The organism is Microbacterium sp. ANT_H45B, from assembly GCF_008369345.1.
GTDB lineage: Bacteria > Actinomycetota > Actinomycetes > Actinomycetales > Microbacteriaceae > Microbacterium.
In genome coordinates this window covers 17,325-42,265 of the sequence record NZ_VOBK01000003.1, presented here as the reverse complement: position 1 = coordinate 42,265, position 24,941 = coordinate 17,325, and the positions used below count along the sequence as shown (strand labels likewise).

Sequence of the window (24,941 nt, the reverse complement as noted above, 5' to 3'; positions counted from 1 at the left end):
ACACCGCCGAAACGGCGACAGGGAAACATGCGGTCATGGCTGTTCGACGGATACACGACGCGCCGATCGCCCCGGCGGCCGGGGGCCTCGCCCTGGGACGAGATGTTCGCGGCGGAGGCCCGGCCGGACGGCGCGGACGTGCGGGCGCCGTATCAGGACATGTATCCCGCCCTCGCCGGTATGGACGATGCGGAGCTGCGGGCGCGCACGGATGCCCTCGCCAGCTCGTATCTCGCGCAGGGCGTCACCTTCGACTTCGCGGGGGAGGAGCGTCCGTTCCCTCTCGACGTCGTGCCGCGGGTGATCGCCGCGGATGACTGGCGCTACGTCGAGTCCGGGGTGACGCAGCGGGTGCGGGCGCTGGAGGCGTTCCTCGCCGATGTGTACGGCCCGCAGCTCGCGGTGCAGGACGGAGTCATCCCGGCATCGCTGATCAGCTCCTCGTCGCACTTCCACCGTCAGGCGGCGGGGATCGTCGGTGCCAACGGCGTGCGCATCCATGTCGCCGGGATCGACGTGATCCGCGATGAGGCCGGCTCGTGGCGTGTGCTCGAGGACAACGTGCGCGTCCCCAGCGGAGTGAGCTACGTGCTCGCCAATCGCCGGGTGATGGCGCAGACCCTGCCCGAACTGTTCACGAGCCTGCGGGTGCGACCGGTCGTCGACTATCCCGGCCGCCTGCTCCAGGCGCTGCGGGCGGCCGCGCCGATCGGCGTCGACGACCCGACGGTCGTGGTGCTGACGCCCGGCGTGCACAACTCGGCGTACTACGAGCACACGCTGCTGGCTCGCATGATGGGCATCGAGCTCGTCGAGGGCCGCGACCTGTTCTGCTCGGGCGGCCGCGTGTGGATGCACACGACCGCGGGTCCCACCCGTGTCGACGTCATCTACCGCAGGGTCGACGACGAGTTCCTGGATCCGCAGCAGTTCCGCCCGGACTCGGTGCTCGGAGCGCCGGGACTGATGCTCGCCGCACGGCTCGGCAACGTGACCCTCGCCAACGCGGTGGGCAACGGCGTCGCCGACGACAAGCTCGTGTACACCTACGTGCCCGACATGATCCGGTACTACCTGGGGGAGGAACCCGTGCTGCCGAACGTCGACACCTGGCGTCTCGAAGAGCCGGATGCGCTCGAGGAGGTGCTCGACAGGCTCGACGAGCTCGTGGTGAAACCGGTCGACGGGTCGGGCGGCAAGGGGCTGGTCGTCGGTCCCGACGCGTCGCGGGAGACGCTGGAGGAGCTGAAGAAGACGCTGCTGGCGGATCCGCGTGGCTGGATCGCGCAGCCGGTGGTGCAGCTGTCGACCATCCCCACCCTGGTCGAGGACGGCTTCCGGCCGCGGCACGTCGACCTGCGCCCGTTCGCGGTCAACGACGGACAGGACATCTGGGTGCTCCCGGGCGGTCTCACCCGCGTCGCGCTTCCCGAAGGGCAGCTGGTGGTGAACTCCAGTCAGGGCGGAGGATCCAAGGACACGTGGGTGCTCGATCCGTCTCTCTTCACCGGACAGACGGCGACCGTGCCGGGGGAGCCCGACCCCGCGGCCGCGGAGGTGTCGCTCGCGACCGGCGCGATCCCGATCCTCGCGTCGTCGCGCGAGGAGGCGAGCCCTCCCTTCCTCTCATCGCCGCAGGACGAGGACCTCGAGCTGCGCCACCACCAGCAACAGCAGCAGCAACAGCAGCAGGGAGGCGCGGGATGCTGAGCCGCATCGCCGAGGCGCTGTTCTGGATCGGCCGCTACGTGGAGCGCGCCGACGGCACGGCACGCATTCTCGATGTACATCTGCAGCTGCTCCTCGAGGACCCGTGGGTGGAGGAGGACACCGCGTGCCGAGCGCTCCTCTCGGTGATGGGCACGACCGCGGACCCCGAGGCGGTGCTGAGCCGCGACGACGTGGTGCGGCTGCTCGCCCTCGACCGCGAGCACTCCGCATCGATCGCCCATTCGATCGCCTCCGCGCGGGAGAACGCGAGGCGCGCGAGGGAGATCATCTCGACCGACCTGTGGGAGACGCTCAACGAGTCGAACGCGCGGATGCCGCGGCGGATCGCCTCGGACAAGACGCATCCGTTCTTCCGCTGGGTGCGTGACCGTTCGGCGCTCGCCTTCGGGGTCGTGGACTCGTCGATGAGCCGTGACGAGGCGTGGCACTTCTTCGTGCTCGGTCGCTCGATCGAGCGCGCGGACATGACGGCGCGCCTGCTCGCGACGCGGTCGCTGACCGAGGCCGGCGGTCCGAGCTGGACGACATTGCTGCGCAGCTGCGGGGCGTACGAGGCGCACCTGCGCAGCCACAGGGCGGTGCCGACCGGGGCATCGGCGGTCGAGTTCCTCCTCGTCGATCGTCTGTTCCCGCGGTCGGTGCTCTCCAGCATCCTGCAGGCCGAGGAATGCATGCGCGGTATCGACCCCGCCGGCGCCTTCGGCGCCCCTGATCGCGCGCATCGCGTGCTCGGACGCCTGCGATCAGAGCTGGAGTACCGGCCGATCGGCGATACGGTGCACCGGCTGTCGGAGAGCATGGAGGAGGTCCAGGTGGGCATGTCTGTGGCGAGCGACGCGATCAGGGAGCGGTACTTCCCCTCGATCGCGATGCCGGTGTGGATCGGAGAGGCACTGTGAGCCGACTGAGGGTCGTGCACCGCACCGGATTCCGCTACGGACAGCCGGCGACGGCGTCGTACAACGAGGCGAGGATGCTGCCGCATTCGCGTGACGGCCAGTTCGTGCTGCAGGCCACTCTCGACATCTCGCCCACCGCGACCCAGCACTCGTACGTGGACTACTGGGACACCAGGGTCTCGACGTTCGAGGTGCTGACCCCGCACCAGATGCTCTCGGTCACGGCGACGAGCGTGGTGGATGTGCGGCCCGCTCTCCCTGCCGCGCCCGGTATCGACTGGGAAGAGCTCGCGCTGCGGATCCCGCAGTCCCTGGGCCTGGCGGAATGCGTGATGCAGACGCCGGCGACCGCTCCCGATGACGAGATGCACGAGTTGGCCCTGCGCATCGAGGCCGAGGGCGGCGGTGTCGACGAGACCGCGCTCGAGATCTGCCGCACGGTCGGCGAGGCGATGGAGTACCGCAGCGGCGTGACAGGGGTGAGCTCGACCGCACGCGATGCGTGGCCCGCGCGCTCGGGCGTCTGCCAGGACATCGCGCATGTCGCCCTGGGAGTGCTGCGTGCTGCCGGCATCCCGGCGCGTTACGTGTCGGGCTACCTGCACCCCGACCCGACGGCCGCGATCGGAGAACCGGTCACGGGGGAGTCCCACGCCTGGGTGGAGTGGTACTCGGGCGAGTGGCGCGGGTACGACCCCACGAATCTCGTCGAGGTCGGCGACTCGCACGTCTACGTCGGTCACGGCCGCGATTACGCGGACGTCGCTCCGCTGCGTGGTGTGTACGCGGGATCCAGCGGGTCCGAGCTGTTCGTGTCGGTCGAGGTCACCAGGCTCGGGTGAACGCGGGCACCGGGCGGGTGGGGAAGAATGAGACGATGACGGATGCTTCGATCGAGCGCGAGACGCTCACCTGGGACGGCTTCGGATCGGCGACGCGAGACCTCGCGCGACGCATCCTCGACAGCGGCTTCGTGCCCGAGGTGGTCGTCGCCATCGCGCGCGGCGGGCTGCTCCCCGCCGGTGCGATCGCGTACGGTCTCGGTGCGAAGAACTGCGGAGCGATCAACGTCGAGTTCTACACCGGCATCGGCACCGTGCTCGATGCCCCCGAGGTGCTGCCGCCCGAACTCGACATGGCGTATCTCGACGGTCGCCGAGTGCTGCTCGTCGACGATGTCGCCGACTCGGGGCGCACACTCGCCCTGGCCGTGCAGCTGCTGACCGACAAGGGGGCGGATGTCCGCTCGGTGACGATCTACACGAAGCCGTCGACGATCATCCAGCCCGACTACGCCTGGAAGGACACCGACCTGTGGATCGACTTCCCGTGGTCGTTCCAGGGCACGGTGCGCGAAGAGGACCTCGGACTCGCGCCCTCCGCCTGACGGCGCTCCTCCTGACGGTGCTCCGCCTGACGGTGCTCCGCCTGAGGGTGCTCCGCCTGACGGAGCGATCCTGCGGGCGACCGCGGCCGTCTCAGCCGCGAACCAGCGCGCGCAGCGTCTGGATCGTGTCGGCCTCTGCCGCGGTCTTGTCTGGCCGGTAGCCCTTGACCCTCGCGAAGCGCAGCGCGACGCCGCCGGGGTAGCGCGGGGAGCGCTGCACACCGTCGATCGCGATCTCGACGACGAACTCGGGTCGCAGGAACACCGTGCTCTGCGTCCGCCTCGTCTCGAGCGGCGGGAACTGCTCGGTCTGCCACCGCAGCAGCTCGTCGGTCAGCCCCTTGAACGTCTTGCCCACCATCACGAATCCGCCGGGTTCTCCGAACTCGCCCGTCGGATCGAGGGCACCCAGATGCAGGTTCGACAGCCACCCGTTCCGGCGCCCCGAGCCCCACTCGGCCCCCAGCACGACGAGCTCATAGGTCAGCACCGGTTTGACCTTGACCCAGGATGCGCCGCGACGGCCCGCGGCGTACGGGGCATCGACGCCTTTGATCACGACGCCTTCATGCCCGGCGGCCAGGGCCTCGCGGGAGAGCTGCTCCGCGGCGTCGGGATCGTCGGTGACGATGCCGGGCATGCGCCACTCGCCGACGACCCGTGCGAGCTCGTGCAGCCGCGTCGACAGCGGCTCGTCGATGAGGTCGCGTCCGTCGACGTGCAGGATGTCGAAGAACCAGGGCCGCAGCACGAGGTCGCGCGCGACGTCGGCCCCGAACCGCGACATCGTCTCCTGGAACGGCCGGGGACCGCCGTCTTCGTCGAGCGACAGGGTCTCTCCGTCGAGGATCAGGTCGTGAGCGGGCAGAGCGCGCACGATCTCGACGATCTCGGGCACGCGGTGGGTGATGTCGGCGAGGCTGCGGGTGTAGACGCCGACCTCGTCGCCGTGCCGGTGCACCTGGATGCGCGCACCGTCGAGCTTGTATTCGACGGATGCCGTGCCCGTGACCGCGAGCGCCGCCGTCGGCGTCGCGGCGGTCGATGCGAGCATGGGCAGCACGGGGCGGCCGACCTCGAGACCGACGGCGTCGAGGTCGGCCGCCGTGCCGGTGAGTGCGAGCCGCGCGGTGGCGCCGAGGTCGCCCGACAGCATCGCGGCACGACGCACGGATGCGGCAGGTCGCTCCGAGGCCTTGGCGATCGCGTCGAGCAGCACTCCGCCGAGCGCGCCGGTGCGCAGTTCGCCCCGCATCGACCGGCTCAGGAAGTCCCACTCGGGAGCCGTCGCTCGTGCGGCGAGAGCTGTCAGTGCGGCGCTCCTGGCCGCGGTCGACCCTGAACCGGACGTGTGGGCCAGAGTGTCGAGAGCGTCGTCGACGTCGGTGATCGTCAGCGTCGCATCCGCGGCATGCGTGACGTCGAGAGCGGACAGGCCCCGCCATCCGACTCCCAGACGCCCCTGGCGGGGTGCGGCGAGCAGGAGTCCGGTGAGTGCCGGCAGTTCGTCGGCGTCGGCCTGGGCGAGCAGCTGCGACAGCGCGTCGATCTTCGCGAGTCGGGACGAGGTCGCGGCGACGGCTTCGGCGGTGGAGATGAGCTCCGAGAGCATCATGGATGCAGTCTCGCACCGGCATCCGACATCGCCGACGCCCTTGCCGTCGCGGGCACGCAGGCGCTAGGCGACCGGGGTCCCGCCCGCGCCTCAGCGGCCCCGGAACACCGGAGTGCGCTTCTCCTGGAACGCGGCGAACCCCTCGCGGTAGTCCTCCGTGTCGCAGAGCGCGGCCTGCGCCGTGTTCTCGGCATCCATCGACACCCACAGGCCCAGCCGCTCATCGCGGATCCGCGCGACGAGCTGCTTGCTGGCGAGGAACGCGGCCGTGGCTCCTCGTGCGGCCGTCGTCGCGGCGAGGACGGTGGCGTCGACGACCTCGTCGTCGGGCACCACCCGCGAGAAGAGTCCGGCGCTCACCGCTTCCGTCCCGTTCATCAGCCGCCCCGTGTAGATGAGGTCGAGCGTCCGGTGCGCCCCCAGCCGTTCGACGAAGAGGGCGTGCCCTCCCGAGTCCACCGTGGCGCCCAGGGCGGCGAAGGGCGAGCCGATCTTCGCCGACTCCGCGACGTAGACGACGTCCGTGGCTATCAGGAGCCCGAGTCCGACGCCGAGGCATGCGCCGTGCGCGACCGCGAAGGTCGGCGCGGGAAAGCGCGACATCCGCTGGAGCAGGGGTGTGACCAGCCCGCCGAGGTAGCCGATCACGTCGTCGTCGCGTGGGTCGACGGCAGAGATGTCCCGGCCGGCGCAGAATGCCCGGCCTTCGCCGCGCAGGACGAGAGCGCGCACTCCCGCGGCCTCCGCCTCGTCGTACGCGTGCCCGAGGTCGCGGATCGCCTGCTCGTCGAGCGCGTTCAGCTTCGCGGGAGCGTTCAGCACGATGGTCGCCGTGTCGTCGGCGATGGTGAGATCGATCATCGGATGCTCCTCAGACGTCGTAGTCGACGACGATGCGGTCGCTCGTCGGGTGCGACTGGCAGGTCAGCACGTAACCGCGCTCGATCTCGTCCGGCTCGAGCGCGTAGTTCTCGGTCATCGTCACGCTGCCCTCGACGACCCGCGCGCGGCAGGTGCCGCAAACACCTCCCGCGCAGGCGAAGGGGGCGTCGGGGCGCACGCGCAGCGCCGCGTTCAGCACGGACTCGTGGGCGTCGACCGGGCTCTGCACGGTCGACGAGACGCCGTCGAGGGTCACCTCGATGCGGATCGTGCGCTCTCCCGCCCGCACCTCGACCGGTCGTGCCGCACGCACCGGCTCGTCGCCCGTCGTGAAGAGCTCGAAACGGATGTGCTCGCGTGGCACGCCCACCTCGGCGAGCACCTCGCGGCACAGGTCGACGAGCGAGAGCGGGCCGCAGAGGAACCACTCGTCGACATCGGTCGGGTCGATCAGCATCCGCAGGATCGTGTGCAGCTTCTCCTCGTCGATGCGTCCGGACAGCACCGGCGCGGTGCGCTGCTCGCGCGAGAGCACATGGTGCAGCGTCAGCCGTGTCGGGTACCGGTCCTTCAGATCGGCAAGGTCTTCGAGGAACATCACGTCGAGCGTCGAGCGATTCGTGTACAACAGCGTGAAGCGCGAGGTCTCCGAGCGGGTCAGCACGGTGTGCGCGAGTGCCATCAGCGGCGTGATGCCCGAGCCCGCGGCGATGCCGACGACATGGCGGTGATCGAGGTCGTCGAGGCCCGAGGTGAAGGTGCCCTGCGGGCTCATCACGTCGATCTCGAACCCGGGATGCAACCCCGTCTGCGCCCAGGTGGAGAACAGCCCGCCCTCGTCGCGCTTCACGGCGACGCTGAGGCGGGTCGGCACGCCCGCGGCGATCTGCTCCGCCGTGCGGTGCTCGGGGGCGCGGCACAGCGAGTACGACCTGCGCACCTCGGTGCCCTCGAGGGTGGTGCGCAGGGCCACGTACTGGCCGGGCAGGTGGTCGTACTCGTCGGCGAGCTCGGCGGGAACGGCGAAGGTCACCTCGACCGCGTCGTCGGTGAGCGGCCGCACCTCCTCGACGGACAGCGTGTGGAAACGGGCCCGTTTCCTGGTCGCCGCCGTGGCGGGACGCGGGACGGATGCGGGGGCCACCGCACCGGACGGAGCGAACAGCGACATCAGTGCACCTTGAAGTGGTCGAAGGGCTCGAGACAGGCGCGGCATTCGAACAGCGCCTTGCACGAGGTGGATCCGAAACGCGACACCTCGCGGGTGTCCAGCGACCCGCAGCGCGGGCATCGCACGCTGATCGCCAGCCGGATCGGGCCGGAGGAGATCGCCGCCCGTCCGCTCGGGGGAGCGATGCCGTACTGAGACAGCTTCTGCTTGCCGGCATCCGACATCCAGTCCGTCGTCCAGGCGGGGGAGAGGACGAGGCGCACCTCGACGTTCTCGTAGCCGGCCGCGGTCAGGGCGAGGATGACGTCGTCGCGGATCGTGTCCATCGCCGGGCATCCGCTGTAGGTCGGGGTGATGTCGACCACGACGGTGTCGTCCTGCACGGTGACCGCCCGCAGCACGCCGAGGTCCTCGATCGTGAGCACCGGCACCTCGGGATCGGCCACGGCCGCGGCGATCCGCCAGGCAGCGGCAGGGGACTCGGTCCGCAGAGCCCGCCCCGGCCCCTGCGCCCGCCCCGGCCCCTGAGCCCGCTCCGCCCCCTGAGCCCGCTCCGGCCCCTGAGCCTGACGAAGGGTCACCACGATGCCCCCGGATGCCGTCGTGCGAGCACCTGCATCTCGGCGAGGAGATGTCCGAGCGGTGTCGCGTGGTGGCCGCGCCGTCCACCGGCCGATGATGCCGCGACGGCGGGTGTCGTCAGCTCCGCGTCGGCGAAGACCGTGTCGACGACCGCGTCGAAACCGGGACGGAGCGTCGAGGGCCGCGCCGCGGCGTCGCCGAGGCGCTCGATCAGGGGTTCGTCGCGGAAGAGCTCATCGACGTACGGCCAGACATCGCCGAGCGCCCGGACGATCCGCCGCCTCGACTCGTCGGTGCCCCCGGCCAGGCGCAGCACCCACTGCACGGAGTGGTCGCGGTGGTAGTCGACCTCTTTGAGCGACTTCTCGGCGATCGCCGCGAACGTCCGATCGGTGCTCGCGCGCAGAGCCGCGTAGAGCTCGAACATGTAGGTCGACACCACGAACTGGCGCGCGATCGTCTGCGCGAAGTCGCCGTTGGGCTGCTCGACGATCCAGGCGCTGCGGAACTCCGGCTCGTCACGGAAGTAGGCGAGATCGTCTTCGGAGCGTCCGTCGTAGGTGCCGGCGAAGTGCAGGAAGGAGCGCGCGTGGCCCAGCAGGTCGAGGGCGATGTTGCCGAGGGCGACGTCTTCCTCCAGCTCGGGGGCGCGGGCGATCCACTCGCCGAGCTGCTGGGAGAGGATCAGGGCGTCATCGCCGAGCCACAGCGCGTACTCGGCGATGTCGGCAGATGCGGCGGCGGAGCCGGTTCCGGTGATCTCGTCGCTCAGTCGCAGCTCGTCGACCGAGACGTCGCCGTGCAGGTCGGCATCGTCGAGGGGACCCTGAGCCTGTCGAAGCGTCACAGGTGCGGCACCCCTTCGGAGGCCGTGTAGTACACGGCGTGCCGATAGTTCTTGCCTGCGGGGCTCTCGAAGTAGGCGCCCTTGGCATCGGGGTCGCTGGTCGTGATCGCCTCGGCGGGAACGGCCCAGATCGACACGCCCTCGCCACGGCGCGTGTAGAGGTCGCGGGCGTTGCGGATCGCCAGGTCGGCATCCGGGGCATGCAGCGATCCGACGTGCACGTGGCTCAGACCGCGGTTCGCGCGCACGAAGACCTCCCAGAGGGGCCAGGGCTCGCGCTCGTCGGCTCCGGGGGTCGCCATCACGCCACGACCCCGACCGGCCCCTGAGCCCGACGGAGGGACTGCTTGCGGGCGTACTCGGCGGCGGCCTCGCGCACCCACGCGCCGTCTTCGTGCGCCGTGCGACGACGCTCCAGACGCTCGGCGTTGCAGGGCCCATTGCCGCGGAGCACCTCGAAGAACTCGTCCCAGTCGATCTCGCCGATCACGTACTGTCCGGTCTCCTCGTCGAGCCGCAGATCGGGATCGGGAAGGGTGACGCCGAGGATCTCCGCCTGCGGCACGAGCATCCCGACGAAGCGCTGGCGCAGCTCGTCGTTGGTGAAGCGCTTGATCTTCCACTTCATGGACTGCGCGGAGTTGGGGGACTGGTCGTCCGGCGGCCCGAACATCGCCAGACTCGGCCAGTACCAGCGGTTCACGGCATCCTGTGCCATCTGCTTCTGCTCGTCGGTGCCCTGCATGAGCGAGAGCAGGATCTCGAATCCCTGCCGCTGGTGGAACGACTCCTCCTTGCAGACGCGCACCATCGCGCGGCCGTACGGGCCGTACGAGGCACGGCACAGCGGCACCTGGTTCACGATCGCCGCGCCGTCGACGAGCCATCCGATCGCGCCCATGTCGGCCCAGGTCGGGGTGGGGTAGTTGAAGATCGACGAGTACTTGGCCCTGCCGCTGATGAGCTGGTCCATCATCTCGTCGCGGGTGATGCCGAGGGTCTGGGCGGCGGAGTAGAGGTAGAGCCCGTGCCCTGCCTCGTCCTGCACCTTGGCCATGAGGATCGCCTTGCGCTTGAGGCTCGGGGCGCGGGTGATCCAGTTGCCCTCGGGCTGCATGCCGATGATCTCGGAGTGCGCGTGCTGCGAGATCTGCCTGATCAGCGTCTTGCGATACGCCTCGGGCATCCAGTCGCGCGGCTCGATGCGCTGTTCGTTCGCGATGAGCTCGTCGAACAGGCGCTCCTCGTCGGAGATCTGGTCATCGGCGGACTCTCCCGTGATGAGGGAGAGATCTGCGGGGCTTGTCATCATCGACTCCTCGGTATCCGACCTGCTTTACTGACCGGTCGTTAGGTAATTCTGACACGAGGGTCGTCGGCGCGCAAGGCGGGGCGCTCAGCGCGAGCGCGAGACGAGGTCGAGAAGTGCGCGGCCGTAGGCCTCGGACGGATCCGGATGCTCGAATCGCAGGGTCGAGCCCGCGATCTCGACCTCGACGACGAAGGCGTCGGAGAGGCGCGTCAGCGAGCGGAACGTGCCGCGCAGGAGCTCGCGCAGCTGATCCTCCCGCGGAAGCCAGACGGCGTCCGCCAGCGTGACCGCATCGAGCGCCCACTCCGTCGTGCCGTTGAACGCGAGGTCGGTTCCGCTGGGCGTCTGGCGGGCCTCGATCGTCATCCCGCTGACCGTGAACACGTCGGCCTCGGCCTCGAGCTCCACCTCGTCCGCGAGGTCGAGCTGAAAGCGATCGCCCTCCGCGGGGTGCCACACGAGGCCGGCGTCGCGCAGGGATACGGCCAGTTCTCGGGTGATCATCTCTCCACGCTAGACGACGTGGTCGGGCCCGGGCGCGGATCGGGCTGTGGAGGGAGGGGGCCGGGTGTCGGACGCATCGGGCAGAGTGGAGGCATGACCTCCCCCACTCCCGTCGACACCCGCGACGCCGCGCTCGGCGCGCTGCGCGAGCTCGTCGGCCGCCCTGACGCGGACTTCCACGATGGTCAGTACGAGGCGATCGAGGCGCTCGTCGAGGGCCGGCGTCGGGCTCTCGTGGTGCAGCGCACGGGGTGGGGCAAGTCCGCCGTCTACTTCGTCGCGACCCTGCTGCTGCGACGACAGGGGGCGGGGCCGACCGTGCTCGTCTCGCCGCTGCTCGCTCTGATGCGCGATCAGATCGCCGCCGCCGAGCGGGCCGGTGTGCGCGCCGTGGCGATCAACTCGACCAACGCGCACGAGTGGTCCGAGGTGATGCAGCAGCTCGACCGCGACGAGGTCGACGTGCTGCTGGTGTCTCCGGAGCGACTCAACAACCCCGCGTTCCGTGAGCAGCAGCTGCCCGCTCTCGTGCGACGGATCGGCATGCTGGTGGTCGACGAGGCGCACTGCATCAGCGATTGGGGACATGACTTCCGCCCCGACTATCGGCGGCTGCGTGATCTGATCGAGCAGATGCCCGTCGCGGTGCCCGTTCTCGCGACGACCGCCACGGCCAACAGCCGGGTCGTCGCCGATGTCGCCGAGCAGCTCGGCACGGGCGCCGCGGAGGAATCCGGTGATGGCCCCGAAGTGCTGACGATCAGAGGCCCGCTGGCCCGCACCTCGCTGCGGCTCGGGGTGCTGCGCCTGCGTGATTCGGCGAGCCGCCTCGCCTGGCTGCTGAGCCACATCGACGACCTGCCCGGCTCGGGCATCATCTACACGCTGACGGTCGCCGCGGCCGTCGACACCGCGCGGCTGCTGCGCGAGCACGGGCACGAGGTGCGCGCCTACACGGGCCAGACCGACACCGACGAGCGCGCGGAGTCCGAGGGGCTGCTGAAGCGCAACGAGGTCAAGGCTCTCGTCGCGACGAGCGCTCTCGGCATGGGGTTCGACAAGCCCGATCTCGGCTTCGTGCTGCACCTCGGCGCACCGTCGTCACCGGTCGCGTACTACCAGCAGGTCGGTCGTGCGGGGCGCGCGAGCGAGAGCGCCGACGTCCTGCTGCTGCCCGGCGTCGAAGACCGCGACATCTGGCACTACTTCGCGACGGCGTCGATGCCCGACCGCGAGCGGGCCGAGCGCGTGATCGGCGCGCTGGGCGATCAGCCGATCTCGACGCCGGCGCTCGAAGCGATGGTCGACATCCGGCGCACGCCGCTCGAGCTGCTGCTCAAGGTGCTCGACGTCGACGGAGCCGTGCGACGAGTGCAGGGCGGGTGGATCGCGACCGGGGAGCCGTGGGTCTACGACGCCGAGCGTTATGAGCGCATCGCGGCCGAACGCCGTGCCGAGCAGCAGCACATGATCGACTACGAGCAGACCGACGGATGTCGGATGGAGTTCCTCCAGAGATCCCTCGATGACGACACCGCCGCGCCGTGCGGTCGGTGCGACAACTGCGCGGGGGTATGGTTCCCGAGCGAGATCGGCGAGTCCGCGACCACGCAGGCGGCGCACTCGCTCGACCGGGTCGGTGTGCCGGTCGAACCGCGTCGTGCCTGGCCGACCGGGGCCGATCGGCTCGACGTCCCCGTCAAGGGACGCATCCCCGCCGGCGAGCAGGCGGGGGAGGGTCGTGCCCTCGCACGTCTGACCGACCTCGGCTGGGGCGGCACTCTGCGCGAGCTCTTCGCCGCGGGAACCCCTGATGCTCCCGTCACCCCGCAGGTTCTCGGCGGCTGCGTGCGGGTCCTCACCGAGTGGGGGTGGGCGCAGCGCCCCGTCGCAGTCGTCGCGATGCCCTCACGGTCGCATCCGCTGCTCGTGGACTCGCTCGCCCGCGGGATCGCCGAGATCGGCCGACTTTCCTACCTCGGCGCGCTCGATCCGGTGAACGGCGGGCCGACCGGTCAGCCCGGCGGCAACAGCGTCTTCCGTCTCGCCGGTCTGTGGGACCGGTTCAGCGCACAGGGTCTCGACATCCCCGACGGCCCCGTCCTCCTCGTCGACGACCTGGCCGACAGCCGGTGGACCCTGACCATCGCCGCCCGCACGCTGCGTCAGGCCGGTGCCACGGAGGTGCTCCCGTTCGTGCTCGCGCTCCGCGGCTGATCACCTCTACGCGATATCGCGTAGAGGCGATTCTCCCTCAGCGCAGGTCGTACACGCGCTTGTACTTGCCCTCGCTCCGAGGGAGCGTGCCCGGCTCCTCGACCTCGACGTCGACGCTGGTGCCGATGTGCATCTTGATCCGGTGGGTGAGCACCGCCGCGGCGGCCCCGCACTCCTCGGCGCTCAACGACGGGTGTCGTTCGATGCGCACGGTCATCGTGTCGAGCTGACCGGCACGATGCAGCTCGAGCACGAAGTGCGGCGTCAGGGTCTCGATGCCCATCACGAGTTCCTCGATCTGCGTGGGGAAGAGGTTCACGCCGCGCAGGATGATCATGTCGTCGTTGCGCCCGGTGATCTTCTCCATGCGCCGGAGCGCCGGGTAGGTCGTGCCCGGGAGAAGCCGTGTGAGATCCCGCGTCCGGTATCGGATGACGGGGAACGCCTCCTTGGTGAGCGAGGTGAAGACCAGCTCGCCGAGTTCGCCGTCCGCCAGCAGCCCGCCGGTGTCGCCGTCGATGATCTCGGGCAGGAAGTGGTCCTCCCAGATGTGCGGGCCGTCTTTGGTGAGCACGCTCTCGCTCGCGACGCCGGGTCCCATCACCTCGCTGAGACCGTAGATGTCGACCGCATCGATGTGCAGTCGACGCTCGATCTCGCGACGCATCTCGTTCGTCCAGGGCTCGGCGCCCAGCACCGCCACCCGCAGCGACGTCGTGGTCGGGTCGATCCCGGCCGCCTCCATCGCATCCGCGATCGTGAGCAGGTAGCTGGGGGTGCACAGGATGGCATCCGGTTCGAAATCCCGGATCAACTGCACCTGTCGTGCGGTCTGCCCTCCCGACACGGGGATCGCCGTGGCGCCGAGCCGTTCGATGCCGGCGTGCGCCCCGAGTCCTCCGGTGAAGAGCCCGTATCCGTAGGCGTTGTGCACCTTCATCCCCGCCCGGATCCCCGCCGCGTGCAGCGACCTCGCGACCAGGTCGCCCCAGCGGTCGAGGTCGCCCTCGGTGTAGCCGACCACGGTCGGACGCCCCGTCGTGCCGGACGACGCGTGGATGCGCCGGACATCGGGCAGGGGAACGGCGAACATCCCGAACGGGTAGCTCTCGCGCAGATCGGCCTTGGTGGTGAAGGGCAGTTTCTGCACGTCGTCGAGCGTGCGGATGTCGTCGGGGTGCACGCCGTGCTCGGCGAACTTGCGGCGATACGTCGGCACGTTCTCCCACGCGTGGTGCACGGTCCACTGCAGACGCTCCAGCTGCAGACGGGCGAGCTGATCGGGCGAATGCAGTTCGGGTTCGGTTCCGATGTCGGCACGGGTAGCGGTCATCGTCGACTCCTTCGTCGTGAACAGGGGGGTGAACGCGGGGGTGCTCAGGCGGGATGCGAGCGGTTCGTCGTCAGTGAGCGGCCCCGCACCTCGGCGACCACGTCTCCGGAGTCATCGGTGACGGTGACGTCATAGAGCCCGTTGCGGCCGCTCACGACCCGGCGCACGGCGTGGGCGGTCAGCCGCTGCCCTGCGGTCGTCGACTTCAGGAAGGCGATGTCGGCGCCACCGGCGACGGTGACCCGCTCATCCTCGTTGCAGGCGATCGCGAAGGCGGTGTCGGCGAGAGTGAACACCAGGCCGCCGTGCGTGATCGCGAAGCCGTTGAGCATGTCGTCGCGCACCGTCATCGACACGACGGCCTCTCCCGGCACGTCGAGCTCGATGACCATGCCGAGCATGGCCGAGGCGGCGTCGCGCTGCATCATGGGCCTCATGCTGCCGCGACCTCGGTGGCATCGTCCTTGGTGACGAGGGTCAGCACGTCGTAGGTCGCGACGAGCTCGTCGCTCTGGTTGCGGATCACGGCGTCCCAGCGCACCTCGCCGTACCCGTCGGTCTCGCGGGGAGTGATCTGCTTGGCGGTGAGCTCGACGCGGATCGTGTCGCCGGGGGAGACGGGCGTGATGAACCGCAGGTTCTCGAGCCCGTAGTTGGCGAGCACGGGGCCGGGCTCCGGGTCGACGAACAGCCCGGCCGCCCAAGAGACGAGCAGGTAGCCGTGGGCGACCCGACCGGGGAAGAACGGGTTGGCGGCGGCGGCCGCCTCATCCATGTGCGCGTAGAACGTGTCGCCGGTGAAGTGCGCGAAGGTCTCGATGTCGGCGAGCGTCACCTCGCGCGACGCGGATACGATCTGATCGCCGATGCGGAGCTCTGCGAGCGACTTGCGGAACGGATGCCGGCCGTCGCTGTGCGAGGCGGCCCCGGCGTGCCACACGCCGGTCAGCGCGGTGAGCATGTCGGGTGAGCCCTGCACGGCGGTGCGCTGCATGTGGTGGAGCACCGCGCGGATGCCGCCGAGCTCCTCGCTGCCGCCGGCCCGGCCGGGTCCTCCGTGCACGAGGGTGGGGAGCGGGGAGCCGTGACCGGTCGACGATCGCGCGTCGTCACGGTCGAGCAGCAGCATCCGGCCGTTGAAAGGCGCGATGCGCGCGGCCAGCTCCACAGCCTGCACCGGGTCGTGGGTCGCGATGCTCGTGACGAGGGAGCCTCCGCCCCTCGCGACGAGCGCCGCGGCGTCGGCGGTGGTGTCGTAGGTGATCAGTGAGGAGACCGGACCGAACGCCTCGATCGAGTGCGCGGCCTCGGATCCCGAGTCGTCGAAACGCAGCAGCACCGGCGAGACGAACGCGCCATGGGGGGAGGGGCCCGTGCTGCCGTCGGCGAGGCGCACATCCGGGACATCGGTGGTGCCGACGACGATCCGCCCGCCGCCCGTCTGCAGTCTCTGCACCTGGCGAAGCACCTCGTCGCGCTGCGCGGTCGAGGCGAGAGGGCCCATCGTGACGCCCTCGGCGCGCGGGTCGCCGAGCACGGTCTTCTCGGAGATGCGCGCCCGCACGGCGGCGATCACGGCGTCCGCCGAGCCCGCGGGCACGATCGCGCGGCGGATCGCCGTGCACTTCTGGCCGGCCTTGGTCGTCATCTCCGTGACGAGCTGGCGCACGTAGGCGTCGAACTCGGGCGTCCCCTCGACGGCGTCGGTGCCCAGCACCGACGCGTTTATCGAGTCGGTCTCGGCGGTGAAGCGCACTCCTCCGACCTGCACGGCGGGGTGGGCCTTGAGGCTCTCCGCCGTCGACGCGCTGCCGGTGAAGCCGACGATATCGCCGAGTCGCAGGTTCTCGAACAGCTCGGGAACGCTTCCGCTGACGAGCTGGAGAGACCCTTCGGGCAGCAGTCCGGACTCGACGAGGATGCGCACCATCGCCTCCGCCAGGTATCCCGTCGGGGTGGCGGGCTTCACCAGCGTGGGCATTCCGGCGAGGAACGCCGGAGCGAACTTCTCGAGCGATCCCCACACGGGGAAGTTGAACGCGTTGATCTGCACCGCGACGCCGGGCAGCGTCGTGTAGACGTGACGACCGAGGAAGGATCCGTCCTTCGAGAGCGGCTCGACCGGACCGTCGACGTGCACGCGGCTGTTGGGCAGCTCGCGCCGTCCCTTTCCGGAGTAAGAGAACAGCACGCCGATTCCGCCGTCGATGTCGACCCACGAGTCGTTCTTCGTGGCGCCCGTGCGGGACGACAGCGCATACAGCTCGTCCTTGCGCTCGGTGAGCGCGAGCGCGAACTGCTTCAGCAGCACCGCACGCTGGTGGAAGGTGAGAGCGCCGAGGCTCCTCTGCCCCACCGAACGCGCGTGCTCCAGCGCCCCGGCGAGGTCGAGGCCGTGGGTGGAGACGTGCGCGACGACGTCGCCGGTGGACGCATCTCGCACCTCGGTGGAACGCTCGGGGGACGACGGCGTCCACCACTCGCCCTGGACATAGCTCGGCAGATACTCGGTCATCTCTCCTCGTTCCATGCGTAGAACCCTTCGCCGCTCTTGCGGCCGAGCTTTCCCTCGGCGACCAGGCGCCGCAGGAGGTCCGGCGGAGCGAAGCGCGCGCCGAGCGTGCGCTCCAGCTCCTCGGCGATCCCCAGGCGCACATCGAGGCCGACCACGTCGGTCGTGCGCAGGGGGCCCATCGGATGCCGGTATCCGAGCGTCATCGCCGCGTCGATGTCGGCAGCCGAGGCGACGCCCTCCTCGAGCATCCTGATCGCCTCGAGGCCGAGCATCACGCCCAGTCGGGACGAGGCGAAGCCCGGCGAGTCGCTCACGACGATCGGCGTCTTGCCGAGAGCGCTCACCCATCCGGTCGCGCTGTCGACGATCGCCGTCTCGGTCCGGCCGCCGCGTACGATCTCGACGAGCGCCGACGCCGGCACGGGGTTGAAGAAGTGCAGACCGAGGAAGCGCTCGGGGCGCAGCCGATCCGCAGCCAGGTCGTCGATCGAGATCGACGACGTGTTGCTCGCCAGCGTCGCGTGAGCCGGCATCGCCACTTCGGCGCGACCGAGGGCGTCGTCCTTGAGGGCACGGTCCTCCGGCACCGCCTCGATCACGAGGTCGACCGCGGCGAACGCCGCGATGTCGGTACCGGTCGTGAGCCGGTCGGCGAGCTCTGCCGCATCCAGAGAGGAGTCGCGTTCGACGGATCTGCGGATGCTGTCGCCGATGCGCGTCAGGGCGGCGTCAGCGCTGGCCGCGTCCCGCTCGACCACGCTCACGTGCGAACCCGCGAGCAGGAACGCATGCGCGATGCCGGCGCCCATGCGCCCGCCGCCCAGCACGCCGACGTGTGCCGGTGCGACGTGGGCGCGCTTCGTCTCGCTCCGCTCGCTCAGCGGGCGGGTGGGGTCGGTGCGCTCGCTCGGCGGGCGGGTGGTCTCGCTCATCGGCTCTTCCTCTCGAGGAATGCGGTCATCCGGCGGTGCTTCTCCGGCGAGTCGAACAGCTCGGCCTGCAGCTCGAGTTCGATCGCGGGGTGCTGCGCTCGAGGGGTGCGCAGGGCCCGCTTCGTGTACTGGGTCGCCAGTGGATCGTTCGCCGCGATGCGATCGACGATCCCGTGAGCGGTGGCGAGCAGCTCGTCGGCCGGATGCACCGACGAGACCAGGCCCCAGCGCAGCGCCTCTTCGGCGTCGAGCGCTCGACCCGTGAGCAGCAGTTCGCCGGCTCGCGCCTCGCCGACGATCTCGGGCAGGCGCCACGTGGCGCCTGCCGCCGCGATGATCCCGAGTCCGGTCTCGGGGTTGCCGATGCGGAGGGACGGCGTGGCGATGCGGATGTCCGCGGCGTAGGCGAGCTCGGCCCCGCCGCCGAGGGCGTAGCCGTCGATCGCGGCGACCACGGGCATCGGCAGCTCATGGATGCGGATGAACACGGTCGCGTTGATGCCGCGCCTGGCGTCGTCGGCGGTGCGGTCGCGCAGCTGTGCGATGTCGGCGCCGGCGGCGAAGACACCGCCCGATCCCGCGAGGATCAGCGTGCGCGGAGCATCCTCGAGCATCGCGCACAGCCCGTGCAGCGCGTCGACCGTCGCCTGGTCGATGGCGTTGCGCTTCTCGGGGCGGTCCAGCGTCGCGACGATCCGGTCCTCCTGCTCCTCGATGTGCAGGGTCACGTCAGGCGCTCGACGATCATGGCGGTGCCCTGCCCGACGCCCACGCACATCGTGGCGAGTCCGTAGCGTGCGTTCTCGCGCTCGAGCCGTCCGAGAAGCGTCACGATCAGTCGCGAGCCGCTGGATCCCAGCGGATGGCCGAGCGCGATGGCGCCACCGTCGGCGTTGACGATCGCCGGGTCGAGTCCCAGGCGGCGGATGCAGGCGAGGGACTGCGAGGCGAAGGCCTCGTTCAGCTCGACGGCGCCGAGGTCGCCGATCTGCAGACCCGCCTTGGCGAGCGCCTTCTGGGTGGCGGGCACCGGGCCCAGACCCATGATCTCGGGAGCGAGCGCGGCCGTCGCGGATGCCACGATGCGCGCACGCGGGCGCAGTCCGTGCCGTTCGACGGCCTCGGCGCTCGCCACGACGATCGCGGACGATCCGTCGTTCAGCGAACTGGAGTTCCCGGCGGTGACGACCTCTCCGCCGGCGACGACCGCACGCAGCCCCGCGAGTGCGTCGAGGGTGGTGTCCCGTCGAGGACCCTCGTCGGTCTCGACGAGCCCCCGGTTCGTCTCGACTCCCACGATCTCGGCGGCGAAGCGCCCGGCGTCGATCGCGGCGATCGCCCGCTCGTGGCTCTGCAGAGCGAAAGCGTCGGCATCCGCCCGACTGATCGCATCGACGCGCGCGACCTCCTCCGCCGTCTCCGGCATCGAGAACGTCGCCTTGTCGCGCGCGCTCAGCCGGGGGTTCGTGAAGCGCCAGCCGATCGACGTGTCGAACGCGGCACCGGGCCGTGCCCATGCCCGGTCGGGCTTCGCCTGCACCCAGGGCGCACGGGTCATGGATTCGACGCCGCCCGCGATGACGAGGTCGGCGTCTCCTGCGCGCACGGCGTTCGCGGCGAGGGCGATGGCCGACATCCCCGAGGCGCAGAGGCGGTTGACGGTCAGGCCGGGGATCGAGTCGGGGAGGCCCGCGAGCAGCACGGCCATGCGCGCCACGTTGCGGTTGTCCTCGCCCGCCTGGTTCGCAGCGCCGAGGATCACCTCGTCGATCTCCTCGACGGGAAGGCCGGACCGGCGGGCGGTCTCACCCACCACCAGGGCTGCGAGGTCGTCGGGGCGCACGGACGCGAGTGCCCCTCCGTAGCGCCCGACGGGGGTGCGGACGCCATCGACGAGATAGGCCTCGGACATCATCATCCTCTCGATCACCGACGCTGGCGATAATTTCAGACCGATCGGTCAGGAATACGATCTCAGATCGGGAGGCGAATGGCAACTCCGCAGGAATGACAGACTTGGCGCATGTCGCAGCCCCGATCCGATGCACCGGCCCCCCGACGCGGCCGGCCCGGCTACGACCGTGAGCAGGTGCTCGCGGTCGCGGTCAAGGTGTTCAACGAGCAGGGCTACGACGCGACCAGCGTCGCCGACCTCAGTGCCACTCTGGGATTGACGAAGTCCGCGCTCTATCACCACTTCGACTCCAAGTCGGCGATCCTCGAGCTCGCCCTGAACGACGCGCTCGACGCTCTCGAGGCCGTCGTGGACGACGCGACCGCCCGGCATCCGCTCGCCTCCGACCGTCTGCGATCGATCATCCGCGGGGCCGTGCGCGTGCTCACCGAGAAGCTCCCCTCGGTGACGCTGCTGCTGCGGGTGCGCGGCAACGGCGACGTCGAGACGGCCGCGCTGGTGCGCCGCCGCGCGTTCGACCAGCGGGTCACCGCGATCGTCTCCGAGGCTCAGGCCGAGGGGCTCATCCGCGATGACGTGGATGCCGCGGTCGCGACGAGGCTGATCTTCGGCATGATCAACTCCGTGGTCGAGTGGTACCGGCCCGGTGGCTCCGTGGATCCCGACGAGCTGGGTGAGGACATCCTCCGGGTGAGCCTCGACGGACTGCAGTCGCGCTGAGAAGGGCGCGCGACCGGGCGTGAACGACCGGGCGCGTCGATCCCCACTCGCGAGAACTGTTGCGGGCGGTGTCGGGCAGGAGCATATTCGACAGTGACGAATGCCTTTCCGATATCGCGAAAGTTCGCCGCCGCAGAGATCAAGGGAGATCGAACGATGAAGAAGCTCATCAACAACCCCGCCGATGTGCTGGCCGAATCGCTGCGGGGCGTCGCCCTCGCGCATCCGGAGCTGTCGGTCGACCACGAGACCCAGGTGATCACGCGCGCGACGCCCAAGGCGCAGGGCAAGGTGGCGGTGGTGTCGGGAGGCGGATCCGGACATGAGCCCCTGCACGGCGGCTACGTCGGCGTCGGGATGCTCGATGCGGCCGTGGCCGGCGAGGTCTTCACCTCGCCCACCCCCGACCGCGTGCAGGCCGCGACCAAAGCGGTCGATCGGGGCGCCGGAGTGCTGCACATCGTGAAGAACTACACCGGAGACGTGCTGAACTTCGAGATGGCAGCGGAGCTCGCAGCGATGGAGGGGATCGAGGTCGCCACCGTGATCGTCGACGATGACGTCGCCGTGCAGGACTCCCTCTACACGGCAGGACGCCGCGGGGTGGGGCTCACCGTACTGCTCGAGAAGCTCGTCGGCGCGGCGGCCGAAGAGGGGCAGGATCTCGCCTCGGTGCTCGAGCTCGCGCAGCGGATCGTCGGGCAGGGGCGCTCGATGGGCATGGCGCTTACGAGCTGCACCGTGCCCGCGGCGGGCAAGCCCACGTTCGATCTTCCGGACGACCAGATGGAGATCGGCATCGGCATCCACGGCGAGCCGGGCCGACACCGGGAGCCCCTGGCTCCGGCGTCCGAGATCGCCCGCCAGCTCGTCGAGCCGATCCTGGCGGATCTCGACGCGGCCGGACCCGCGATCGTGATGCTCAACGGCATGGGCGGATCGCCCCTGATCGAGCTGTACCTGATGTACGGCGAGGTCGTGCCGCTGCTCGAGAAGGCCGGCGTGCAGATCGCCAGAAATCTGGTCGGGAACTACATCACCTCGCTCGACATGGCCGGGTGCTCGCTCACCGTGCTCACAGCCGATGACGAGCTGCTGCGACTGTGGGACGCGCCCGTGAACACCCCCGGCCTGCGGTGGGGCGCCTGATGGCGGCGCTCGGTCCGGCGGAGCTGTCGGCATGGGTACACGGGTTCCGCGACGTGATCGTCGAGAAGAGGGAGTGGCTCACCGAGCTCGACTCCGCGATCGGTGACACCGACCACGGCGCGAACATGTCGAGAGGTATGGATGCGGTGGTCGCGAAGCTGGATGCGGGCGTGCCCGACACGGTCGACGAGCTGCTCAAGACGGTCGGCATGACCCTGGTGAGCTCGGTCGGCGGCGCGAGCGGCCCGCTGTACGGGACCCTGTTCCTGCGCATGGGAGTGGCCGCGGGGCCCGTGACCGCACTCGACGGTCCCGCTCTGGCCGCGTCGCTGCGAGCCGGGCTCGACGGGATCGTCGCCCGCGGCAAGGCCGAGGCGGGCGACAAGACGATGATCGACGCCATGGCTCCGGCGGTCGATGCCTTCGAGGCGGAGATCGCCGGCGGCGCGGATCTCGGTGCGGCCACGGCGGCGGCGGCGCGGGCCGCGGCATCCGGTCGCGACGCCACCGAGCCCCTCGTCGCCCGCAAGGGGCGTGCGAGCTACCTGGGCGAGCGCAGCGCCGGTCACCTCGACCCCGGTGCCGCGTCGACCACGCTGCTGTTCGAGGCGCTCGCGCGGGCCACCGCGGAGACCGCCTCACCCGTAGCGGAATCGTCCTGATGATCGGCATCGTCGCCGTCTCCCACAGTGCTCGACTCGGGGAGGCGGCGCTCGAGCTCGCCCTGCAGATGGTGCAGGGTGGGGGAGTGCGCGTGCGGGTCGCCGCCGGCGCAGGAGCGGATGCCGACGGCACGCCCATCCTCGGGACGGATGCGGTCGCGGTGGCCGCGGCGATCGACGAACTCGCAGCCGACTGCGACGGCGTGCTCGTGTTGATGGACCTGGGCTCCGCGGTGCTCAGCGCGGAGCTCGCACTCGAGCTCCGGCTGAGCGACGTGCCGGTGCGCCTGGCGCCGGCCCCGTTCGTGGAGGGGTTGCTCGCCGCCGTCGTGTCTGCGGCGGCCGGCGGCTCGCTCGATCTGGTCGCCGCAGAGGCCTCCGCGGCATTGGGCGCGAAGACAGGGCAGCTCGGAGTCCCGGAGGCTGACTCGATGCCAGGAGAAGCCGTCTCGACCGGGCGGCATCCCGACGCGGTGACGCGCGTGGTGGTCGTGCGCAATCCTCTCGGCATCCACGCTCGTCCCGCCGCCCTGATCGCCGAGGCGTCGGTCGGGGCGGATGTGCGGCTTCGCCGGCTGCCCGACGGGCCCGATGCGTCGGCGGCGAGTCTGTCTCGCATGCTCATCCTCGGCGCCGCGCAGGGCGACGAGGTCGAGCTCTCGGCGAGCGGGGTCGGGTCCGAGGCTGTGCTCGAGCGCGTGGCGGCCCTGTTCGATGACGGGTTCGGGGAGGGGACCGCCAGTCCGCCGGCCCCGGCGGGTCAGGCGGCCCCGAACGCCGCCGAGCGCGCATCCGAGGTGGCCCCGGTGCTCGCCGGCACCGTGCTGCGCGGTCGAGGGGTCAGCGGCGGTCGAGTCGCCGCGCCGGTGGTTCTCCTCGGACCACCGGTCGGCGAGCCCGATCCCGACGTCGTCGTCGCTGCCGCCGATCGGGAGCGCGAGGTGTCGGCGATCGAGTGGGCGTCCGTGGCGGTCGCGGATCAGCTGCGCGGACGCACTGCACGGGCGACCGGACAGGCGCGCGCGATCCTCGACGCGTCGCGTCTTCTCGCCTCCGACCCGGAACTGGTCGGTGACGCGTCGCTGCGGGTCCGCACGAAGGGGCTCTCTGCGGCGCGTGCCGTGTGGGAGACCGCGGTCGCGCACGAGCAGGGGCTGACCGCCCTCGGGGGGCGGATGGCCGAGCGCGCCGCCGACATCCGCGACATCCGGGATCGCCTCATCGCCGAGATCCTCGGGATCGATGTGCCCGGAGTCCCCGATCGCGACGAGCCGTTCGCCCTGATCGCGCCCGATCTCGCGCCCGCCGATGCGGCGGCGCTCGACGGCGGCAACTGCGTCGCTCTCGTGACCGAGAGAGGCGGGCCCACCTCGCACACCGCGATCATCGCCCGCTCGCTCGGGATCCCCGCCGTGGTCGGGGTCGCCGGGGCGACGGGCATCGTGCCCGGTGTCACCGCGCTCGTCGACGGCGATCGCGGGACCGTCGAGATCGCCCCCGACGCGGAGACGGTCGCGGCGGCGGAGGCGGCGGCCGTCGCGGTGCCGTTCCGCGGCGAAGGCCTGCTGGCCGACGGGCGACGCATCGCCCTGCTCGCCAACGTCGGCGGCGCGGCGGATGCGGTCACCGCCGTGGCATCCGGAGCCGAGGGCGTCGGGCTCTTCCGCACCGAGTTCTGCTTCCTCGACCGGGTCGACGCGCCGTCGATCGACGAGCAGGTCGCCGCCTATCGCGGCGTGTTCGCGGCCTTCCGCGGTCGCCGGGTCGTCGTGCGCACGCTCGATGCGGGCAGCGACAAGCCGCTGCCCTTCGCGAACGCGGATGCCGAGGACAATCCCGCGCTGGGGATCCGCGGCCTGCGGATCTCTCGTCGCTCGCCCGCACTGCTCGACGATCAGCTGCATGCGTTGGCGAGGGCGGCCGAGGCGGAGTCCGCCATCGTCGAGGTGATGGCGCCGATGGTGGCGACGGTCGACGAGGCCCGCGCCTTCGCCGAGAGTGCCCGCGCCGCAGGGCTCATGACGGTCGGCATCATGGTCGAGACTCCGTCGGCGGCGCTGCTCGCCTCCGAGATGCTCGAGGTCGTCGACTTCGTCAGCATCGGCACCAACGACCTCGCCCAGTACGCGTTGGCCGCCGACCGGCTGCTGGCCGAGCTCGGCGAGCTCAACGATCCGTGGCAGCCCGCCGTGCTCCGGCTGATCGGCGCGGTCGGCGAGGCCGGTCGCCGGTGGGATCTCCCGGTCGGGGTGTGCGGCGAGGCCGCCGCGGACCCCGCTCTCGCGCCGGTGCTCGTGGGCCTCGGCGTCACCTCGCTGTCGATGACGCCGCGGGCGCTCGGTCGCGTCGCCGCCGCGCTCGCCGCTGTCACCGAGGCCCAGTGCGTGGCCGCAGCGAAGGCCGTGCTGACGGCGGCGACCGCGGCGGACACCCGCGCGGCGGCCTCCGAGGCCCTCGCCACGGGAACGGCCGCGGGAATCGCCGCGGGAACGGCCGAGGGAACGGCCGAGGGAACGGCCGAGGGAACGGCCGACGGGCCGGTCGTGTGAACGACCGGCCCGTCGGGTC

At 70.7% G+C, this 24,941-nt stretch carries 23 protein-coding genes; 9 read left to right on the top strand and 14 right to left on the bottom strand.

Features of this window, described 5'->3' with window-relative positions:
- Positions 1-27: 27 nt before the first annotated feature.
- From FQ142_RS12480 to FQ142_RS12465, 4 genes are read left to right on the top strand one after another with little or no spacing between them, the layout of a single operon-like run.
- On the top strand, positions 28-1,710 hold the full coding sequence (locus FQ142_RS12480) for a circularly permuted type 2 ATP-grasp protein (protein WP_149423569.1): 1,683 nt from the start codon (positions 28-30) through the stop codon (positions 1,708-1,710).
- On the top strand, positions 1,704-2,630 hold the full coding sequence (locus FQ142_RS12475) for an alpha-E domain-containing protein (protein WP_056411971.1): 927 nt from the start codon (positions 1,704-1,706) through the stop codon (positions 2,628-2,630). The genes FQ142_RS12480 and FQ142_RS12475 overlap by 7 nt, the downstream gene beginning before the upstream one ends.
- Positions 2,627-3,472, top strand: a complete 846-nt coding sequence (locus FQ142_RS12470) for a transglutaminase N-terminal domain-containing protein (protein WP_149423568.1) — start codon at positions 2,627-2,629, stop codon at positions 3,470-3,472. The genes FQ142_RS12475 and FQ142_RS12470 overlap by 4 nt, the downstream gene beginning before the upstream one ends.
- A gap of 35 nt (positions 3,473-3,507) precedes the next feature.
- Positions 3,508-4,017 carry a phosphoribosyltransferase gene (locus FQ142_RS12465; protein WP_149423567.1) on the top strand — a complete coding sequence of 170 codons (510 nt, stop codon included), beginning with the start codon at positions 3,508-3,510 and terminating at the stop codon, positions 4,015-4,017.
- Between the two features lie 91 nt (positions 4,018-4,108).
- On the opposite strand, the gene FQ142_RS12460 is transcribed toward FQ142_RS12465, so the two are convergent.
- The 8 genes from FQ142_RS12460 to FQ142_RS12425 all read right to left on the bottom strand — a co-directional run bounded on the left by FQ142_RS12460 (position 4,109) and on the right by FQ142_RS12425 (position 10,930).
- Positions 4,109-5,632, bottom strand: coding sequence for an ATP-dependent DNA ligase (locus FQ142_RS12460; RefSeq protein WP_149423566.1), 1,524 nt, complete (start codon positions 5,630-5,632; stop codon positions 4,109-4,111).
- A 90-nt stretch (positions 5,633-5,722) separates the two neighbouring features.
- Entirely contained in the window at positions 5,723-6,493 is a 771-nt protein-coding gene (locus tag FQ142_RS12455; RefSeq protein ID WP_149423565.1) for an enoyl-CoA hydratase/isomerase family protein, read from the bottom strand.
- Positions 6,494-6,503: 10 nt separating this feature from the next.
- Entirely contained in the window at positions 6,504-7,685 is a 1,182-nt protein-coding gene (gene paaE / locus FQ142_RS12450; RefSeq protein WP_149423564.1) for a 1,2-phenylacetyl-CoA epoxidase subunit PaaE, read from the bottom strand.
- Positions 7,685-8,176, bottom strand: coding sequence for a 1,2-phenylacetyl-CoA epoxidase subunit PaaD (gene paaD / locus FQ142_RS12445; RefSeq protein WP_149424128.1), 492 nt, complete (start codon positions 8,174-8,176; stop codon positions 7,685-7,687). The genes paaE and paaD overlap by 1 nt, the downstream gene beginning before the upstream one ends.
- 86 nt (positions 8,177-8,262) lie before the next feature.
- Positions 8,263-9,114, bottom strand: coding sequence for a 1,2-phenylacetyl-CoA epoxidase subunit PaaC (gene paaC / locus FQ142_RS12440; protein WP_149423563.1), 852 nt, complete (start codon positions 9,112-9,114; stop codon positions 8,263-8,265).
- Positions 9,111-9,416, bottom strand: coding sequence for a 1,2-phenylacetyl-CoA epoxidase subunit PaaB (gene paaB, locus FQ142_RS12435; protein WP_045253118.1), 306 nt, complete (start codon positions 9,414-9,416; stop codon positions 9,111-9,113). Before paaB ends, paaC begins: the two co-directional genes overlap by 4 nt.
- Entirely contained in the window at positions 9,416-10,423 is a 1,008-nt protein-coding gene (gene paaA, locus FQ142_RS12430) for a 1,2-phenylacetyl-CoA epoxidase subunit PaaA (RefSeq protein ID WP_188042397.1), read from the bottom strand. The genes paaB and paaA overlap by 1 nt, the downstream gene beginning before the upstream one ends.
- A gap of 87 nt (positions 10,424-10,510) precedes the next feature.
- On the bottom strand, positions 10,511-10,930 hold the full coding sequence (locus FQ142_RS12425) for a pilus assembly protein CpaE (RefSeq protein WP_149423562.1): 420 nt from the start codon (positions 10,928-10,930) through the stop codon (positions 10,511-10,513).
- A gap of 93 nt (positions 10,931-11,023) precedes the next feature.
- On the opposite strand from FQ142_RS12425, the gene FQ142_RS12420 reads away from it, so the two are divergent.
- Positions 11,024-13,147 carry a RecQ family ATP-dependent DNA helicase gene (locus tag FQ142_RS12420; protein ID WP_149423561.1) on the top strand — a complete coding sequence of 708 codons (2,124 nt, stop codon included), beginning with the start codon at positions 11,024-11,026 and terminating at the stop codon, positions 13,145-13,147.
- A 37-nt stretch (positions 13,148-13,184) separates the two neighbouring features.
- Here FQ142_RS12420 and paaK read toward each other — a convergent pair whose 3' ends face one another.
- Genes paaK through FQ142_RS12390 form a run of 6 tightly spaced genes read right to left on the bottom strand, consistent with a single transcriptional unit; the run spans position 13,185 to position 19,839 of the window.
- A complete protein-coding gene (paaK, locus tag FQ142_RS12415) occupies positions 13,185-14,480 on the bottom strand; it encodes a phenylacetate--CoA ligase PaaK (RefSeq protein WP_149423560.1) in 1,296 nt (431 codons plus the stop codon).
- A gap of 44 nt (positions 14,481-14,524) precedes the next feature.
- Entirely contained in the window at positions 14,525-14,908 is a 384-nt protein-coding gene (gene paaI, locus FQ142_RS12410) for a hydroxyphenylacetyl-CoA thioesterase PaaI (RefSeq protein ID WP_149423559.1), read from the bottom strand.
- A 5-nt stretch (positions 14,909-14,913) separates the two neighbouring features.
- Positions 14,914-17,010, bottom strand: coding sequence for a phenylacetic acid degradation bifunctional protein PaaZ (gene paaZ / locus FQ142_RS12405; RefSeq protein ID WP_410477443.1), 2,097 nt, complete (start codon positions 17,008-17,010; stop codon positions 14,914-14,916).
- On the bottom strand, positions 16,992-17,927 hold the full coding sequence (locus FQ142_RS12400) for a 3-hydroxyacyl-CoA dehydrogenase family protein (protein WP_149423558.1): 936 nt from the start codon (positions 17,925-17,927) through the stop codon (positions 16,992-16,994). Before FQ142_RS12400 ends, paaZ begins: the two co-directional genes overlap by 19 nt.
- The gene (locus FQ142_RS12395) at positions 17,924-18,655 is read right to left on the bottom strand and encodes an enoyl-CoA hydratase/isomerase family protein (RefSeq protein WP_149423557.1); all 732 of its coding nucleotides are present in this window, start codon (positions 18,653-18,655) and stop codon (positions 17,924-17,926) included. Before FQ142_RS12395 ends, FQ142_RS12400 begins: the two co-directional genes overlap by 4 nt.
- Positions 18,652-19,839: a thiolase family protein gene (locus FQ142_RS12390; RefSeq protein WP_149423556.1), complete on the bottom strand. Its 1,188-nt coding sequence runs from the start codon at positions 19,837-19,839 to the stop codon at positions 18,652-18,654. The genes FQ142_RS12395 and FQ142_RS12390 overlap by 4 nt, the downstream gene beginning before the upstream one ends.
- Before the next feature lie 111 nt (positions 19,840-19,950).
- Here FQ142_RS12390 and FQ142_RS12385 point away from each other — a divergent pair, with 111 nt between their 5' ends.
- The 4 genes from FQ142_RS12385 (at position 19,951) to ptsP (ending at position 24,922) form a co-directional block, all read left to right on the top strand.
- Complete coding sequence (locus FQ142_RS12385; RefSeq protein ID WP_149423555.1) at positions 19,951-20,562, top strand: TetR/AcrR family transcriptional regulator; 612 nt, start codon at positions 19,951-19,953, stop codon at positions 20,560-20,562.
- A 156-nt stretch (positions 20,563-20,718) separates the two neighbouring features.
- Positions 20,719-21,711, top strand: coding sequence for a dihydroxyacetone kinase subunit DhaK (gene dhaK / locus FQ142_RS12380; RefSeq protein ID WP_149423554.1), 993 nt, complete (start codon positions 20,719-20,721; stop codon positions 21,709-21,711).
- Complete coding sequence (dhaL, locus tag FQ142_RS12375) at positions 21,711-22,373, top strand: dihydroxyacetone kinase subunit DhaL (RefSeq protein ID WP_149423553.1); 663 nt, start codon at positions 21,711-21,713, stop codon at positions 22,371-22,373. Before dhaK ends, dhaL begins: the two co-directional genes overlap by 1 nt.
- A complete protein-coding gene (gene ptsP / locus FQ142_RS12370; protein WP_149423552.1) occupies positions 22,373-24,922 on the top strand; it encodes a phosphoenolpyruvate--protein phosphotransferase in 2,550 nt (849 codons plus the stop codon). Before dhaL ends, ptsP begins: the two co-directional genes overlap by 1 nt.
- Positions 24,923-24,941 lie beyond the last annotated feature (19 nt).

What these genes read in the sequence shown, in the direction of transcription:
- FQ142_RS12425 (WP_149423562.1), bottom strand. Translation starts at nt 10,930, where the DNA reads ATGATCACCCGAGAACTGGCCGTATCCCTGCGCGACGCCGGCCTCGTG.
- FQ142_RS12385 (WP_149423555.1), top strand. Translation starts at nt 19,951, where the DNA reads ATGTCGCAGCCCCGATCCGATGCACCGGCCCCCCGACGCGGCCGGCCC.
- paaI (WP_149423559.1), bottom strand. Translation starts at nt 14,908, where the DNA reads ATGATGCAGCGCGACGCCGCCTCGGCCATGCTCGGCATGGTCATCGAG.
- FQ142_RS12455 (WP_149423565.1), bottom strand. Translation starts at nt 6,493, where the DNA reads ATGATCGATCTCACCATCGCCGACGACACGGCGACCATCGTGCTGAAC.
- paaZ (WP_410477443.1), bottom strand. Translation starts at nt 17,010, where the DNA reads ATGGAACGAGGAGAGATGACCGAGTATCTGCCGAGCTATGTCCAGGGC.
- FQ142_RS12420 (WP_149423561.1), top strand. Translation starts at nt 11,024, where the DNA reads ATGACCTCCCCCACTCCCGTCGACACCCGCGACGCCGCGCTCGGCGCG.
- FQ142_RS12400 (WP_149423558.1), bottom strand. Translation starts at nt 17,927, where the DNA reads ATGAGCGAGACCACCCGCCCGCCGAGCGAGCGCACCGACCCCACCCGC.
- paaA (WP_188042397.1), bottom strand. Translation starts at nt 10,423, where the DNA reads ATGACAAGCCCCGCAGATCTCTCCCTCATCACGGGAGAGTCCGCCGAT.
- dhaK (WP_149423554.1), top strand. Translation starts at nt 20,719, where the DNA reads ATGAAGAAGCTCATCAACAACCCCGCCGATGTGCTGGCCGAATCGCTG.
- paaK (WP_149423560.1), bottom strand. Translation starts at nt 14,480, where the DNA reads ATGACCGCTACCCGTGCCGACATCGGAACCGAACCCGAACTGCATTCG.
- FQ142_RS12475 (WP_056411971.1), top strand. Translation starts at nt 1,704, where the DNA reads ATGCTGAGCCGCATCGCCGAGGCGCTGTTCTGGATCGGCCGCTACGTG.
- FQ142_RS12460 (WP_149423566.1), bottom strand. Translation starts at nt 5,632, where the DNA reads ATGATGCTCTCGGAGCTCATCTCCACCGCCGAAGCCGTCGCCGCGACC.
- paaB (WP_045253118.1), bottom strand. Translation starts at nt 9,416, where the DNA reads ATGGCGACCCCCGGAGCCGACGAGCGCGAGCCCTGGCCCCTCTGGGAG.
- FQ142_RS12480 (WP_149423569.1), top strand. Translation starts at nt 28, where the DNA reads ATGCGGTCATGGCTGTTCGACGGATACACGACGCGCCGATCGCCCCGG.
- FQ142_RS12465 (WP_149423567.1), top strand. Translation starts at nt 3,508, where the DNA reads ATGACGGATGCTTCGATCGAGCGCGAGACGCTCACCTGGGACGGCTTC.
- dhaL (WP_149423553.1), top strand. Translation starts at nt 21,711, where the DNA reads ATGGCGGCGCTCGGTCCGGCGGAGCTGTCGGCATGGGTACACGGGTTC.
- ptsP (WP_149423552.1), top strand. Translation starts at nt 22,373, where the DNA reads ATGATCGGCATCGTCGCCGTCTCCCACAGTGCTCGACTCGGGGAGGCG.
- paaE (WP_149423564.1), bottom strand. Translation starts at nt 7,685, where the DNA reads ATGTCGCTGTTCGCTCCGTCCGGTGCGGTGGCCCCCGCATCCGTCCCG.
- FQ142_RS12390 (WP_149423556.1), bottom strand. Translation starts at nt 19,839, where the DNA reads ATGTCCGAGGCCTATCTCGTCGATGGCGTCCGCACCCCCGTCGGGCGC.